Annotated in this window: 15 protein-coding genes and 1 tRNA gene; 9 read left to right on the top strand and 7 right to left on the bottom strand. The window is 54.2% G+C overall.

The window, feature by feature from the left end; genetic code table 11:
• Positions 1-211: 211 nt before the first annotated feature.
• Positions 212-1684, bottom strand: coding sequence for an ABC transporter substrate-binding protein (locus ACRBB0_RS02425; protein ID WP_431372802.1), 1473 nt, complete (start codon positions 1682-1684; stop codon positions 212-214).
• Positions 1685-2069: 385 nt separating this feature from the next.
• Between ACRBB0_RS02425 and ACRBB0_RS02420 the strand changes: the two genes are divergently transcribed.
• The 3 genes from ACRBB0_RS02420 (at position 2070) to ACRBB0_RS02410 (ending at position 4109) form a co-directional block, all read left to right on the top strand.
• Positions 2070-2612, top strand: coding sequence for a sigma-70 family RNA polymerase sigma factor (locus ACRBB0_RS02420; RefSeq protein WP_431372801.1), 543 nt, complete (start codon positions 2070-2072; stop codon positions 2610-2612).
• Positions 2609-3292 carry an anti-sigma factor gene (locus ACRBB0_RS02415; protein WP_431372800.1) on the top strand — a complete coding sequence of 228 codons (684 nt, stop codon included), beginning with the start codon at positions 2609-2611 and terminating at the stop codon, positions 3290-3292. The genes ACRBB0_RS02420 and ACRBB0_RS02415 overlap by 4 nt, the downstream gene beginning before the upstream one ends.
• 160 nt (positions 3293-3452) lie before the next feature.
• Positions 3453-4109, top strand: a complete 657-nt coding sequence (locus ACRBB0_RS02410) for a hypothetical protein (protein ID WP_431372799.1) — start codon at positions 3453-3455, stop codon at positions 4107-4109.
• Between the two features lie 331 nt (positions 4110-4440).
• Here the strand turns inward: ACRBB0_RS02410 and ACRBB0_RS02405 are convergent.
• A tRNA-Ser gene (locus tag ACRBB0_RS02405) sits at positions 4441-4530 on the bottom strand.
• A 465-nt stretch (positions 4531-4995) separates the two neighbouring features.
• Between ACRBB0_RS02405 and ACRBB0_RS02400 the strand changes: the two genes are divergently transcribed.
• From ACRBB0_RS02400 to ACRBB0_RS02390, 3 genes are all read left to right on the top strand, one after another.
• Positions 4996-6318, top strand: coding sequence for a UDP-glucose dehydrogenase family protein (locus ACRBB0_RS02400; protein WP_431372798.1), 1323 nt, complete (start codon positions 4996-4998; stop codon positions 6316-6318).
• Positions 6319-6424: 106 nt separating this feature from the next.
• Entirely contained in the window at positions 6425-7336 is a 912-nt protein-coding gene (locus ACRBB0_RS02395; RefSeq protein ID WP_431372797.1) for a lipid A-modifier LpxR family protein, read from the top strand.
• Positions 7337-7486: 150 nt separating this feature from the next.
• Positions 7487-8551, top strand: a complete 1065-nt coding sequence (locus ACRBB0_RS02390) for a Hint domain-containing protein (protein ID WP_431372796.1) — start codon at positions 7487-7489, stop codon at positions 8549-8551.
• Between the two features lie 67 nt (positions 8552-8618).
• On the opposite strand, the gene ACRBB0_RS02385 is transcribed toward ACRBB0_RS02390, so the two are convergent.
• Complete coding sequence (locus tag ACRBB0_RS02385) at positions 8619-9101, bottom strand: SH3 domain-containing protein (protein WP_431373224.1); 483 nt, start codon at positions 9099-9101, stop codon at positions 8619-8621.
• A gap of 121 nt (positions 9102-9222) precedes the next feature.
• Here ACRBB0_RS02385 and ACRBB0_RS02380 point away from each other — a divergent pair, with 121 nt between their 5' ends.
• Positions 9223-10209, top strand: a complete 987-nt coding sequence (locus tag ACRBB0_RS02380; RefSeq protein WP_431372795.1) for a 2-hydroxyacid dehydrogenase — start codon at positions 9223-9225, stop codon at positions 10207-10209.
• A gap of 21 nt (positions 10210-10230) precedes the next feature.
• Complete coding sequence (locus ACRBB0_RS02375; RefSeq protein ID WP_431372794.1) at positions 10231-10743, top strand: alkylphosphonate utilization protein; 513 nt, start codon at positions 10231-10233, stop codon at positions 10741-10743.
• A 4-nt stretch (positions 10744-10747) separates the two neighbouring features.
• On the opposite strand, the gene ACRBB0_RS02370 is transcribed toward ACRBB0_RS02375, so the two are convergent.
• A complete protein-coding gene (locus ACRBB0_RS02370) occupies positions 10748-11185 on the bottom strand; it encodes a hypothetical protein (protein ID WP_431372793.1) in 438 nt (145 codons plus the stop codon).
• A gap of 79 nt (positions 11186-11264) precedes the next feature.
• A complete protein-coding gene (locus ACRBB0_RS02365; protein ID WP_431372792.1) occupies positions 11265-12455 on the bottom strand; it encodes an endonuclease/exonuclease/phosphatase family protein in 1191 nt (396 codons plus the stop codon).
• 309 nt (positions 12456-12764) lie between these two features.
• Between ACRBB0_RS02365 and ACRBB0_RS02360 the strand changes: the two genes are divergently transcribed.
• Complete coding sequence (locus ACRBB0_RS02360; RefSeq protein WP_431372791.1) at positions 12765-12911, top strand: hypothetical protein; 147 nt, start codon at positions 12765-12767, stop codon at positions 12909-12911.
• A gap of 54 nt (positions 12912-12965) precedes the next feature.
• On the opposite strand, the gene ACRBB0_RS02355 is transcribed toward ACRBB0_RS02360, so the two are convergent.
• The gene (locus ACRBB0_RS02355; RefSeq protein ID WP_431372790.1) at positions 12966-14522 is read right to left on the bottom strand and encodes a 2-isopropylmalate synthase; all 1557 of its coding nucleotides are present in this window, start codon (positions 14520-14522) and stop codon (positions 12966-12968) included.
• A 15-nt stretch (positions 14523-14537) separates the two neighbouring features.
• The gene (locus tag ACRBB0_RS02350; protein WP_431372789.1) at positions 14538-14894 is read right to left on the bottom strand and encodes a cupin domain-containing protein; all 357 of its coding nucleotides are present in this window, start codon (positions 14892-14894) and stop codon (positions 14538-14540) included.
• Between the last annotated feature and the right edge of the window lie 38 nt (positions 14895-14932).

The following is a 14932-nucleotide window of genomic DNA, read 5'->3' as shown; positions in this document are numbered from 1 at the left end:
GCCGGGGCACCACACGCACCTTTTGCGCGTGCAGCGGCAGGCTCATCATCTCTGTCGGACGTGAGATCACCGCATGCTTTGCCATCGCTTTTCGGGTCACCAATGCGTGGCTTGGGCGGTGTATCTTCATGCGGGAAATGGCTTCGCTTGCGATTGCCGTGAATACAAAAAAGGCGGCGGACAACACAGGTTCCGCCGCCAAATTCATAGGTTAGTTCGACCAGCTCACTCCGGTCAGGTCAGTGGCCTGGGTTGGCTGATTGAGCCAGAGTCCATTCAGTCGGGCGTCAGCCACCGTTGGGTAAGCCAGCTGGAACAGGTATCCGTTGACGTAATCTTCAGAAATGATGGTTTGTGCTTTGGCCATCAATTCCATGCGCGCCGCTTCATCCGTTGTGCTGGTCAGTTCTGACATCAGACCCTGAAAATCGGCATTGTCATATTGGAAATAGTATTCCGGACGTGCGTAAATACCGATGTCAAAAGGTTCGGTGTGACTAACGATAGTTAGCCCAAAGTCCTTGCCACGAAACACTTCTTCGAGCCATTGGGCCCATTCCAGGTTGCTGATTTCAGTCTGAATTCCGACCTCACGCAATTGCGCCGCGATGATCTCTCCGCCTCGGCGCGCATAGGATGGTGGCGGCAATTTGAGCGTTGTCGTGAACCCATCTGGGAAACCCGCCTCAGCGAGCAGCGACTTGGCTTTTTCAGGATCGAACGACGAATTTCCGGTCAGATCGACATAGGCCGGGTTATGCGGGGCAAAGTGGGTTCCGATTGGAGTGCCAAGCCCAAACATCGCCCCATCAATGATATCTTGGCGATTGATCGCATGGGCAATAGCTTGCCGAACTAGGACATTGTCCAACGGTGGCATCAAATTGTTGGTCGACAAAATCGTTTCGCCTTCGGTCGATCCAACGAGAACCTGAAAACGAGGATCTGCCTCGAACTGTGGAAGGTTTTCCGGGGCAGGGTAGCCTGCAAAAGCGTCGATATCCTGAGCCATCATTGCCGCAAAGGCCGCCGTCGGGTCTGAGATGAACTTAAAGGTCGCCTCTGTAAGGGCGGGTTTTTCACCCCAATACGCCGCGTTCTGCGCCAGCATAATGCTGTCGCCCTGTTTCCAATCGACGAATTTGAATGGGCCGGTCCCGATCGGAGTTTGTTTAACGCCGTCAATGGATTCCTCAGCCACAATAACGGCATCACCCCAAGCCATGTTGAAGAGGAAATTCCCGTCAGGTTTTGACAAGATCACTTCGACTGTCAGAGGATCGACCACGTTCACTTCGGAAATTCCGGCAAAAAGGGCCTTTTGCGCGTTGGCGCTATCCTCGGCGCGGGCGCGATCCAGGCTGAATTTCACGTCTTCGGCGTTCATGTCGGTGCCGTCATGGAAGGTCACCCCGCCACGCAAAGTGAAAGTGTAGCTCAAACCGTCGTCGCTAATGGTCCAACTTTCGGCGAGGCCAGGGATGACTGCGCCGGTTTCAGTAAAGCGGGTGAGCCCTTCGAAAACGTTGGAGTACAGCACACTGTCGATTGCCCCTGCCGCAGCCGACGTTGGGTCCAGATGAGGTGGTTCGAGCTGAATGGCAATCGTCAGATCGGTTTGCTGCGCTTGGGCGGCTCCGGCCAAAAACGTAGCAGCCAAAAGCGCTTTGCGAAAATGCGTCATGGGTGTCTCCCTGTGAGTAAGGCTCAGGCCTGAGTGTTGCCGCAACTGAGGGAGTAATCAAGCGTGGCCTTTGGCAATGCCCTGATCCGCCGTTTGCGCGTGGGCCTTGTCACGCGGCAAAACCGCACCGATTTGCGCGTTTCTGGATAGACCATGGTCGCACAGATCAGACAAATTCATCGCCCGGTTTTCAACCTGTGAAACACGCAGTCAGGGGGAAATAAACGGGGCGTAATCCAAACCTGAGAGCAGCCAATGGCCTTCAAGTCGACCGCCGGGGCAGAAAATCCGGGGATTTTGGCGTGTTTTGAGCCAAATAGGCGTGAACGCCCCCCTTTGTGCAGCGAAATTGACTCATATTCGGTGCCGTGTTTCAAATATAGACATGACCAGCAAGGCCGATCTTGAGGATTACATCGCGCGCATTGCCTTGCGTGACCGGGTCGCGTTTTCGAAACTGTACGATGCGACCAGCGCGAAACTTTTCGGGGTTTGCCTGCGTGTCTTGAACAATCGCTCCGAAGCGGAAGACGTCCTACAAGAGGCCTATTCACGTATCTGGCAAAAATCTGATCGTTACGCCGTGACGGGGCATAGCCCTATGACGTGGCTTATCACGATTGCGCGGAACCTTTCGATTGATCGGCTCAGAACCAGAAAGACAACCTCTGTTGGCGTGGAAGAGGCCAGTCAAATTGCTGATACGCGTCCGGGCCCAGAAACCGCAGCGATCGCGCGGTCGGAAAGCAGGGCGATTCATGCCTGTCTGGACGAGTTGAAGCCCAATCGCGCCGAAGCCGTAAGACGGGCGTATCTTGATGGGGAGACGTACAAAGACCTTGCCGCGCGATTTGATGTGCCGCTGAACACGATGCGAACCTGGCTGCGCCGCAGCTTGTTGGACCTGAAAGCCTGTCTAAGCCAATGACCGAACGAGACGACATATCAGACGACGCGGCTTTGGCAGCTGAGTACGCACTCAATCTTATGGATGCGGCGGACAGGAAGGTCTTTGATGCGCGCTTGCAAAGCGACCCAAAGTTGCGGCAATTGGTTCATTCTTGGGAAGCAGATTTTGCCACCCTCTTGCTGGATGTGGAGGAGATCACACCGCCCAAGTCAGCAAAAGTTGCCGTAATGCGCGCGGTTGACCCCGTACCAAAGACAAAAGCGCGACTTTGGAACGGTCTGTTCGGAGCGCTTTTTGCGGCAAGCGCTGTCTTTGTGATCGCATTCTTCAACGGGGGCTTCATAGGCGACACCCCGTTTGTTCCTGTGTACCAAGCCACTCTTGCCGGCGACGATGGCACGGTTGTCTTGACGGCGACGTTTAATGCCGACGCAACAGAAATGCTCGTTGAGCAAACGCTTGGTGGGCCACCTGCCGAACGTGTCTTTGAGTTGTGGGTGATCGCAGCGGATGCGTCTGCCCCACGGTCGCTTGGCGTTTTGAGGCCGGATGGCGCAACACGTATCCAAGTGTCGCCAGAATTGGTTGCGGCCCTACCGAACGGTACATTGGCAATTTCAGACGAACCTCCCGGAGGTTCTCCGACGGGGGCCCCGACGGGGCAAGTGCATGCAACTGCCCCTGTCATCCGCCTTTAGATCTCTGAATTTCAAAACTTTTCGTCACACAGAGATCGCCAGCACGCCGCGATAAATGCGTTGGATGTAATTTTTTTGGATTTTTTGCGTAACCGGTGAAACTTTCGGGCGGCTGTGATCGTGACTTCCAGCATCAACATCGACACAACGGAGATCAAAGATGCCAGACAAGTACATCCCGCCCCTTACAGTTCCAATCGTTGCCCAAACAGGTTTCGACATTTTGAACGGAACGAAGTTCGTGGACACCTTTTACTATAATTATACGAACAACAATAACCCCAAGGATGATACGCTCAATACCGGTGATATCATCAGCAGTTACGAATACGGCGAAGACATTAAAATTGACGGTATCTTGCTCGATTCCAGCAGCGTCGATGCGTCGATTGACGTGAAAAAGAAAGAGCTCACTCTGCAGATCGACACAGACGGTGATGGCAAGGCAGACGTTGATCTTGTCCTTGAAAACATCACCCGCGCCGATGTCAGCGTTTCAAGCAACAAGAAGGACGGTTCGACAACAATCACGGTTTATGATGACCCAATTGAGCTGGGCGATGGAGAAGAAATTCTTCTGAGTAACGACAAGGCAGAGGGCGCATTTTTTGCTGAAAACGAAGACAGTTTCATTTTCAACGAAATTCCCGAAACTGACATGGCCGAGAGTAGCGCGTTTTGGATCAAATCAGATCAGTCGAAAGAGAGCTATCACGCCCAAGATACCGGGCCTGAGGCGGACAAGTCGGATGTATTTGACTTTGTCTCCGGGACTGATGACTTGACCGTTTTTTCGGAATTTTTGGACATCGCCTAGCAGCTAAAACGCGACGGCGTTTGTCTTGCAGAGCTATCTGATGAGCCGGCACCAGCGATCCGTGAGGGCACACCAACGCGGCCGAGGTTTATCGTGTCGGATGTCCAAGACCGCCTGACCCAGCGGTCGAAGGGCGGCTTCCAATCAAAGGAGGCCGCCCGCTGCGCAGCCCGGCTATGGCGTCGTACTTAGAACAAGGATTCTTTAACGAAGCTTAGACGGTTCGTAAGGAAAAACAGGGTCTAATCAGCTCCTGAGCGGCTGATAGATCATGAAGAAATACGCTCAAGTCGTGAAATTCGAACTAATAACAACGACTTGAGGGTGTCTCTGGCGGAGACGAAGGGATTCGAACCCTCGAGACGGTTTCCCGCCTACTCCCTTAGCAGGGGAGCGCCTTCGACCACTCGGCCACGTCTCCACCGACGCGTATAGCGAAGCAAACACGGAGATTACAAGGCAAAAAGTGTTGTTTTCGAAAAATGCCATGTTCACCGTGTTACCGAGTTTCGAGGCATATGTGCGGATCAAATCAGATACCTAAAGATGGCAATGTGGGAAGGCCAGTTTTTGCCTCCCCAACTGGCTAAGACTGCGCGTCTCTCAGCATCGAACTTAGCTGGGATCACTGCGGACAAATTGTTAAAGGACAAAAGAGTCGCCTTTTAGGTCGATTGGAAAAGGCGACCGAAGGTTTTAGTCATCCGCCATCACAGCAATCAAACGACAACGCCGCATCTTGCCCCGCATTTTAGGGGCGTCAGACAGATGAAAGACCCCAAATACGTGGTCAAAGGGCCGCTTGGGCGTTGTCGCTGTTGCGTTGACAAAATGTGTCTTTGCGCGCCATGTGGCCCAAAAGTTTTTAGGGCAAAGGACAGCTCTCATGAAAATTGCAATGATCGGTACTGGCTATGTTGGCCTCGTTTCAGGTGTCTGTTTTTCGGATTTTGGACATGAAGTTGTTTGCGTTGATAAAGATCCTAAGAAAATTGAGATGCTTGAGCGCGGAGAAGTCCCGATTTACGAGCCAGGCCTCGACTCTCTCTTGGCGAAAAATGTTGAGGCGGGCCGCCTGAGTTTTACACTTGATCTGAAGGAAGCAATTGACGGTGCTGAAGCGGTTTTTATCGCCGTGGGGACGCCAACGCGTCGCGGCGATGGGCATGCGGACTTGACCTATGTGATGGCCGCGGCAGAAGAAATTGCACGTGCCGCAAGCGATTACGTCGTGGTTGTGACCAAGTCCACCGTGCCGGTCGGCACCAATCGTCAGGTCAAGCAAACAATCGCCAAAGCCAACCCAGAGTTGGATTTTGATGTGGCCTCTAACCCGGAATTTTTACGGGAAGGGGCGGCAATTGACGACTTCATGAAACCTGACCGTGTTGTGGTCGGTGTTCAGAATGACCGCGCTGCTGAGGTGATGGCGGGGATTTATCGCCCGCTTTATTTACGTGAGTTCCCGATCGTGACGACCGACCTCGAAAGCGCCGAAATGATAAAATATGCGGCGAATGCCTTTTTGGCGACCAAGATCACCTTCATCAACGAAATCGCAGCCTTGTGCGAAAAAGTTGGTGCAGACGTAAAGCAGGTGTCCAAGGGCATGGGCATGGATGGCCGCATCGGTAACAAGTTCTTGCATGCGGGGCCTGGCTATGGTGGCTCCTGTTTCCCGAAAGATACCAAAGCTTTGGCCCGTATTGGTCAGGAACATGCGTCACCGATGCAGATCACCGAAGCTGTGATCAAGGTCAATGAAGAGGTCAAGCGCCGGATGATCGACAAGCTGCTCGATCTGTGCGGAGGATCGTTCAATGGCAAAACCGTTGCGGTCTTGGGGGTGACTTTCAAACCCAACACCGATGATATGCGCGACGCGCCTGCTTTGACCATCGTTCCGGCTTTGGTGGGGGGCGGGGCCAAGGTCCGGGCCTGTGATCCGCAAGGCCAACATGAAGGCGAGGCGCTGTTGCCGGGCGTGAATTGGATTGAAGACCCGTACAAAGCGGCGCAAAATGCTGATTTGCTGGTCATTTTGACAGAGTGGAATGAGTTCCGGGCTTTGGATCTCAAGAAAATCGCAAACAAAATGACCGACCCCAAAATGGCCGATTTGCGAAATGTCTATAACGTCAAAGACGCCAAGCGCGCCGGTTTCACCGGCTATGAAAGCATTGGCCGCGAAGGCTATGCCCAAGACTGAGGGGATGACGCAACAGCTGGGGGCAAAGTCTCTGTCCCCACTGTGACCAAATCAGAGGCCATGCTACGCGTGAGATGCTCGGGGGGGCATGTACTCTGAGGGTTTTATGATCCGCTTTATGATCGTGGCGCTGGCCGCTTTATTGGTTTTTGTCCTTCCTGTTTCGGCTCAAAACCGGGAAATGCTGGGGCATGGACGACTGGTCAACAATGACCTTTTGGGCGATTTTAAGGATCGCTGGCAGTCTGGCTCGGTTGCATCAAGCCGTGTGATTGGTTTTGGTTGGAACGGCAACTTGCCCAGCCGCCCATTTGACCTCTTGGAATTCCGTCTCGGCGGTCAGGTCGTCACCCCCGAAGACTTTCGAAACCCCAGTGATGGTGACCGGCCTTTTGTAGGGGCATTGTCGCTTGGTTTGCACACGCACTTTGAGCGCGGGGGAACAGAAATTTCCATGGGCGGTGATTTGGTCGTCACCGGTCCTCAAACCGGGTTGGGCGATTTACACACCGCCATCCATGATGTCTTGCGACAAAAGCCTGCCAGGCCTTCGGTCTTGGATGACCAAATTGAAGATGGGTTTCATCCCACATTTGTCGGTGAAGCCGGGCGCCAATTTACGCTGGGCCGCGGAGTCCTTCGCCCTTTTTCGGAGCTGCGCTGGGGGGCAGAAACGCTTGGGCGTGTCGGTGCTGACTTTACGATTGGGCAGGTTGGTCAAGGAGAATTGCTCATCCGTGACCCTGTAACCGGGCAGAGATATCGCACCATTTACGAGTTTCAGTCGGGTCTGTCCTACGTTGTCGGAGGCGATTTTGCTTGGGTGGAGAATAGTGTCTTTCTGCCCGAAGATCGTGGCTATGAGGTTGAAAAAACCCGCACGCGCCTGCGGGCGGGAATGCATTGGCAGGGGGAACGCAATGCGACGTTTTTCGGCGTGACTTACCTTTCGGAAGAATTTGACGATCAAGATGAGGGGCAGTTGGTTGGGTCTGTGCGACTGAAACTGAAGTTTTGACGCCAAGTTGAATCACTGGGTGTTGCCGGGGAAACACATATACAAGAGTTGCGATTGTTTGAGCATTCTTGCGGGCAATCAATGGCTTCCCAGCCTTGCGACCATTCGTTAACCTGTCGGTAAAAGAAAATATGAGGCAGGCAGACAAGTATGGGAACGGGCTTTCGCGGCACGTTCGTCATCTCTTGGTCGCAGACGGAAATAGACGGTCTTCAGGCCGCACCACCGTCATCACTAACCGTCGGGGCCACTTGGTCTTGGCAAGGTGAAGCTGTTCGGGTTGATGGTCCTACATCAATCTTGCGGCTAGATCAGGCAGACGGCGAAGCCGACATTCGCAAACGTGCAGCACGCATGGTCAGACGTCTTGTCGGCGCGGCTGTGACTCATCAGCCTCGGCTTGACGACGTTGACGTCGAACATCCTCTTAGGGACAGCAGTTTTGTTGTTACCGACGGCAGTCAAAGTTACATGGTGACGCTGATTGAAGTGGGTGATGGTGCCCGTCCGCTCTTGATGTTCTTGGATGAACTGCCGCCCAAGGGCCGCGAACTTTGGGTTGTGCATCATAATCTCGAAGCAACGCGCAACCAGATGCCGGGCGAGCAAGCAAGTGGTGTGATTTGTTTCACCCCTGGCACCCGTATTTCGACCCCAAACGGGCCTGTTCCGATTGAGCAGTTGCAAGAAGGCGATATGGTGTCCACCAAGGACAATGGCGCGCAGCAAATTCAATGGATAGGCAGCCGCCGAATGACCGGAGCGCGGCTCTTTGCGATGCCGAAATTGCGACCGATCCGCATTCTTCCCGGCGCTTTTGGCATTGGTGAACCAGACGAAGAGATCATCGTGTCACCCGAACATCGGATGTTGGTCAAAGGTGTTGTCGCGCGGGCATTGTTCAACACGCCCGAAGTGCTCGTCGCGGCCAGAGATCTGGTCAATGGCAAAAGCGTGATGCGCGACACAGTTTTGCGCGAAGTGACCTATATCCACATGCTGTTGCCGCGCCACGAAGTGCTCTTTGCCAACGGTATTGAAACCGAAAGCTTCCACCCTGCGAACACGGCCTTGTCGACAATTCACGAAAGTGATCGGTTTCGATTGCTGGAGCGTGTGCCACAAGCCGTTAAAAACCCGCATGTCTACGGATCCTATGCCCGTCGCAATCTCTCAAGTTCTGAAGCGGCGATATTGTTGCACGAAGTGGCCTGATCTCTTGTCGAGTGGCCCGCGATGGGGGGCCACTCGGAGCGCCTGACATAATGTGAGGCCAAGGGCCTTATTCCCGGATCTCATCTGGGGCAACGCCCCAAAGCGCGGATTTAGGGGCCCATCCTTTGTAACCGCCCGTTGTCAGTCGGCACCATGTTGCCCCGCATTCACCCAAGCGAGCTATCACGCCGAGTTCAAGCTGTGCGTTCACTGGGCTGGCGGAATCAGCCCGCTGATGTAATTGCAGAAAATCTTTTTCGACAATCACTGTGCGCACCCCCGACAAGAGCGAATAATGCACCCAACCGCCCGCGCCGTCCCGGTCTCGAACACGGCGCCAGTGCCCATGCTCGGCCGTGATCTCGAGCGGCATATCGCGGCGCTTGTAAACCCAATCTATCCGATGGGTAAGCGACGGTCCGCGCCGTACATTGCCTTCGCTCGCTTTCATCGACACGAATCTTGGCAAGGGGAGATTGGTCACTGGGCCTTTGTCTTGCCCGGCTGTGACAAGGTTGCCAAACAGCATGAAAACAAGGCCAATGGCCATGGTCTTCCAAAACATATTCGATTCCTGCTCGGTTTATTTCGGCGAGGTTCTTGTGCCTCGTCCGATCCGAGTGCAGTTTAGCGGAACAAGGGGCAATCATGGAAGTTGGGGGAGAGCCTGCATGCCATCAAAACGTTTGAGTGTTGTCGTGACGCGACGCTTGCCAGAGGTCGTGGAAACACGTTTGAAAGAGCTTTTCGACGTAACGCTTCGGGACAGTGATACGCCAATGACGCGCGAGGAGCTTGTCCAAGCAGTTCAACAAGCTGATGTTCTCGTCCCGACTGTGACCGACGACATTGATGCCGGACTGATCGGTCAGGCCGGTGATCAGCTGAAGTTGATTGCCAACTTCGGTGCCGGGTTTGACCGCATTGATGTGGCAACAGCCCGGCAGCGTGGCATTTTGGTATCCAACACGCCCGGTGTTGTGACCGAAGATACTGCGGATATGGTTCTGGCTTTGATGTTGGGCGTCACCCGTCGAATCCAGGAGGGTCTTGCAGTGATGCAAGCCGGTGACTGGCAAGGTTGGGCTCCAACGGCGTTTCTTGGTGGACGCCTGGGCGGCCGCCGGTTGGGAATTTTGGGTATGGGCCGAATTGGTCAGGCCGTTGCCCGCCGTGCCGCCGCGTTTGGCATGCAAATCCATTACCACAATCGTCATCGGCTGCGCCCCGAAGTCGAAGACAGTTTGCAGGCGACCTATTGGGATAGTCTTGATCAGATGGCGGCGCGTATGGATGTCATCAGCGTCAATTGCCCTTCGACCCCCAGCACCTACCATTTGCTGAATGCCCGCCGTTTGAAACTGCTGAAACCCAGCGCTGTGATTGTGAACACGTCGCGCGGTGAGGTTATCGACGAAAATGCCCTGACACGGATGCTCAAAGCTGGGGAAATCGCCGGGGCAGGCTTGGATGTGTATGAGCATGGCATCAAAGGAAACCCTGAGCTGCGCAATATGCCCAATGTCGTGATGCTGCCGCATATGGGATCAGCCACCCAAGAGGGGCGTGTTGATATGGGGGAAAAGGTCATCATCAACATTAAGACCTTTGCCGATGGTCATCGCCCGCCTGATCAAGTACTGCCATCCATGCTTTGATAGCAGTTTAAGGAAAAGACCATGGGTGATTGCGCGCTTTGTAAAACGGCGGAAACGACGCCGTTTAAGGTTGCCGGATGTGACGCCGACGTTGATTTGTGCACGACATGCACAAAGGGTGCGAGCGATGGCCCCCAAGATGTGCCGCATTGGCAATGTCTGAATGAAGCGATTTGGAGCACAGACCCCGCAGAGCAGGTGCTTGCCTATCGGCTTTTGTCACAGCTTGATGCCGCATGGGCGCGTGATGTGTTGGACATTGCCTATCTCGAGCCTGACCTGCTTGAGATCGCTAAGGCCGGTTTGCCAGATGAAAACGCCGTTGTGCATCGCGACGTCAACGGCACCGTTTTGCAAAATGGTGACACGGTCACGCTGATCAAGGCGCTACCGGTCAAAGGGGCCGGGTTCACCGCCAAACAAGGCACTGCTGTGCGGAAAATCTCGCTTGAGATGGATAATGCGGAACACATTGCAGGCCGTGTCGAAGGACAGCGGATTGTCATTTTGACCAAGTTCGTCAAAAAGTCCTGAGCTGTTAGCGGTCTTGCGGCGCTAAAATGAAATCTGACAGCAGGGGGCCAAATGCATCCTGCTCCAACCCAAACCATTCAATTGCGGCTGGAATGTCCTGTAAGACTTGGCAGCGAACAGTGCTGGTTTCGCGAATGCGTGCTGCATATTCAAGCAACAGTGGATAATGGCCTAAGTTGTTGGTCACAATCGCGATATCCCATGGATCGGCCATGTCATCACCGTCTGCAGCAACAAGATCGGCCATGACGGCAGCGGCGTCATAAAAAGCATTAAGCTGATCTAACGGACGTAGATCATTGAGCGCATATTTGACCTTCTCCGCGCCCGGGGTCGCCAAAAACGTCTGATAAGCCTTTGAGACCTGAGGCACGGTCACGACTCCGGTGTAAACAGTCCGAAGCAATCGTTGCTCGGGATATATCTGAATTTGGATTGGCACTTTACTTGTCCTCCGCTTTCGCCGCCCGACTAGGCTAGCGCCTGAAGAACGGGCGGTGGATATACGACGCTGCGTGACCCTAATCAGCGCCCCCCATGAGTGTCATATGGGCCATAATCTGTCCATGATCTGAGGCAAGTTTGTTATAGGGTGCCTCTGGATGGCTCCCGTCAGTTAGGTGATCGTTAAAGGCGCTGAAATAGCTCATTTCGCCGATCCGGTCGGCAAATTCGGGATGAAAGTGCCGGGACATATAAATCTGGTCGATGCTTTCAAAAACGCCCCCAAAAGCGGTGGTATACACCATATCGCGGGCCGATTTGCGGACAAATAAGCGCTCGGCGGAATGCAAATGCCGGGCGGTGATGTCTTCGGTGATCTGGGTGTTTTCAGCGTCACTATAACGATCCGCGGAATTTTTGGCGTCGTGGCGGAGCATCCATGCATAGTTTTTGAATGGGGTTTCGCCTGAAATAATTTCCGAGCTAACAGCATGTTCTCCATCGTTAAAATCCCCCAAAACCATCACCGGCCGGCCTTGGTCTATTTCTTTGAGGATTTCGCGACGCAGCACCCATGCTTCGGCCATACGGCGCAACCCAGCTCGCAATGCGCCAAGCGCGCGGCCCATCGGGTCGTATTGGGTCAGGTCCGCCGGGCCTGGGCCATCAAATTCGCCAAGTTTCGATTTCAGATGACAGTTAAAGACAGTGATGATCTGGTCTCCGACCGGAATGCGGGCCTTGAGGATCGGGCGCGACACGCGGCGCAACCGGAAATGACCCGCGTCGTCTTCGACACCGCGCAAGGCCGAAAACGGGATGTCGAGCGGTTCGGGCAAGTCTTGGATCACCTCCGGCGGTTCCGAAAACCCAAACCGTGACAAGATCGCGAGGCCGGGACGACGCTGGCCCGGTTCGCCCGTATCTGCGGAATTGGGGGCAAAGGCCAGTTGCGCATCGCGATAGGGGGCAACCTCCAACTTCCTGAAAATCGCCTTGCGGTGATAGCGTTTGGAGCGATCGGGCACAGAGGCGGCGTTTAAGTCGTCAGCCCGAACCGAGGCTTCGTCGATCACGGATTGCAGCGCTTCCTCTTCGAAAATCTCTTGAAACCCAACAATGTCGGCATTCATTGTGAGCAATTGATCGGCCAACCAATCCTGTTTCCACGCGTATTCCTCGGGCGTGTAGGTTTGGAATTTGTAGTATTCTTTGTCTGCACCAATCAGGTTTTTGACGTTGAAAGAGGCAATGGTGAATTGGGTCATGGTCCGGCCTGTACGATGCGTTTGAGTTTGATCATCATGATTGAGGCCCAAGCGGCAAGGGGGAAAGCCAAGATCAAACGGGTTTTGACTTTGGACATGTTACAACTATAGATCATACGGGTAGTCTGATTTAAGGGTAGGATTTTGAAATTATTGATAAGTATTGGCCTGATTGCCTGTGTTACAGCCACGTTTGTGCAGGCCGCGCCCAGCGCACAACAAACATGTAAAAAGATGGTCTCAGAGGGACGTGCAGGCGGAAAAACCCAGCAACAATGCCATTGTATGTACCAAGTCGCTGATCAAACCTTGGATGAAGACATCAAGGCGCTCCTGTTTGACGCTTGGTACAATGGAACGAACAATATGGCCGCTTTAGAGAAACTGCCCGGTCGCGCCCGCGTGAAAAAGCAGTTGAAAAGAATGCAAAAAGCTTCGGTCAAATACTGTTCGTAACGGCATTTGGAAATCCGGAGACCGCATCAAACGGTCTCCGGTTGTTCAGTGGATTTAGACGTCCTTGTAGCTGATTTCCTTGGTATCAGCGCCGGGGCCAACCTTGGAGCGGCGTACCAAAAGGCGGTTCAACGCTTGGATATAGGCCTTGGCCGATGCGACAACCGTATCGGTATCGGCGGATTGGCCGGTGGCGATGTTACCATCTTCTTCGAGACGAACGGAAACCGTCGCCTGCGCGTCGGTGCCCTCGGTGACGGCATGAACCTGATACAGCTGCAGGCGTGCGGTGTTGGGGTGCAATTCGCGCACCGCGCGGAAGGTGGCATCAACCGGGCCGTCCCCTTTGCAGGTCGCGGTCACATCTTGGCCGTCGATCTCCATCTCAAGCTCGGCCTCGGCCTTGCCACCGGTGCCGCAAACCACCCGCATATTGACCAGCTTGAGCTGTGTCTCATCGTCTTCGGCTGTGGACACAAGCGCGAGGATGTCATCGTCAAACACCTCTTTCTTACGATCCGCGAGATCTTTGAAGCGCACAAAGATATCCTTGAGCTGGTTGTCACCGACCTCAATTCCGAGCTCTTTGAGCTTGGCGCGCAAAGCAGCGCGGCCCGAGTGTTTGCCCAATGGCAAGGACGTCCCCGCCAGGCCCACATCTTCGGGGCGCATGATTTCAAAGGTTTCGGCGTTTTTCAGCATGCCATCCTGATGGATGCCACTCTCGTGGGCAAAGGCATTTTTGCCAACAATCGCCTTGTTGAACTGAACCGGAAAGCCCGCGACAGTCGCAACACGGCGCGAGATATGCATGATTTTCTTGGTGTCGATATTGGTCTCAAACGGCATGATGTCACCGCGGATCTTGAGCGCCATAACCACCTCTTCGAGCGCGGTGTTACCGGCGCGTTCTCCAAGGCCGTTGATGGTGCATTCAATCTGACGGGCACCGCCTTCGACCGCGGCCAGCGCATTTGCCGTCGCCATTCCAAGATCGTTGTGACAATGGGTGGCAAAGACAACCTCATCGGCACCCGGAACCGTTTCGATCAAACGCTTGATCAGATCGGCGCTTTCGCGTGGGGCCGTATAGCCTACCGTGTCAGGGATATTGATCGTGCTGGCCCCGGCCTTGATGGCGATTTCAACAACACGACACAGGTAATCCCATTCGGTGCGTGTCGCATCCATTGGCGACCATTGCACATTGTCGGTCAGGTTGCGGGCATGGGTGACGGTTTCGTGAATACGATCCGCCATCTCATCCATGGTCAGGTTCGGAATGGCCCGGTGCAAGGGCGAGGTGCCGATAAAGGTATGAATGCGCGGCTTAGCAGCCAGTTTCACCGCCTCAAAACAGCGATCAATGTCAGGCAGTTGCGCGCGCGCCAAGCCACAGATCACCGAGTTTTTGGAGCGCTGGGCGATCTCGGACACTGCGCGGAAATCGCCTTCGGAGGCGATCGGAAAACCCGCTTCGATAATATCGACGCCCATATCATCCAACAGCTCAGCAATTTCGAGCTTTTCGTCATGGGTCATGGTTGCGCCGGGGCTCTGTTCGCCGTCGCGCAAGGTGGTGTCAAAAATGACGACTCTGTCTTTTGTCATGGTCTTTGGTCCTGATCAGATATGCGGTTTGAGGGCAGGCGCGCGGTCGCTATCCCCGGAATTTGGTTCGCCTTTGGGTTCAATCAAAAGCACTTTGACTTCTTTTTCGGCGCGCGGGCGGTGGATCACCCCGGCGGGCACGACAACCAACTCACCAGCGCCAAATGTCACCGGGTCATGGTCTTGATAATCCATGGTGACTTCGCCTTCGAGCACCAAAAAGAAATCATCGGTCGTGTCATGTTTGTGAAACGGGTATTCACCCTGAAACTTCACAACCATCACATCGTTGTTGTTGTAGCTGGCGACCACATGCGGGTCCCAGTGGCTGTCAAACATGGCGAGCTTTTGCGCCAGATTCACTTTGTTCATGGAGTTTTCCTAACTGATATGCGGGATTATCGGCGCGA

The organism is Pelagimonas sp. (assembly GCF_050633425.1).
Lineage (GTDB): Bacteria > Pseudomonadota > Alphaproteobacteria > Rhodobacterales > Rhodobacteraceae > Pelagimonas.
The sequence above is the reverse complement of the archived record's forward strand: the minus strand, read 5'-3'. Positions and strand labels throughout refer to the sequence as shown.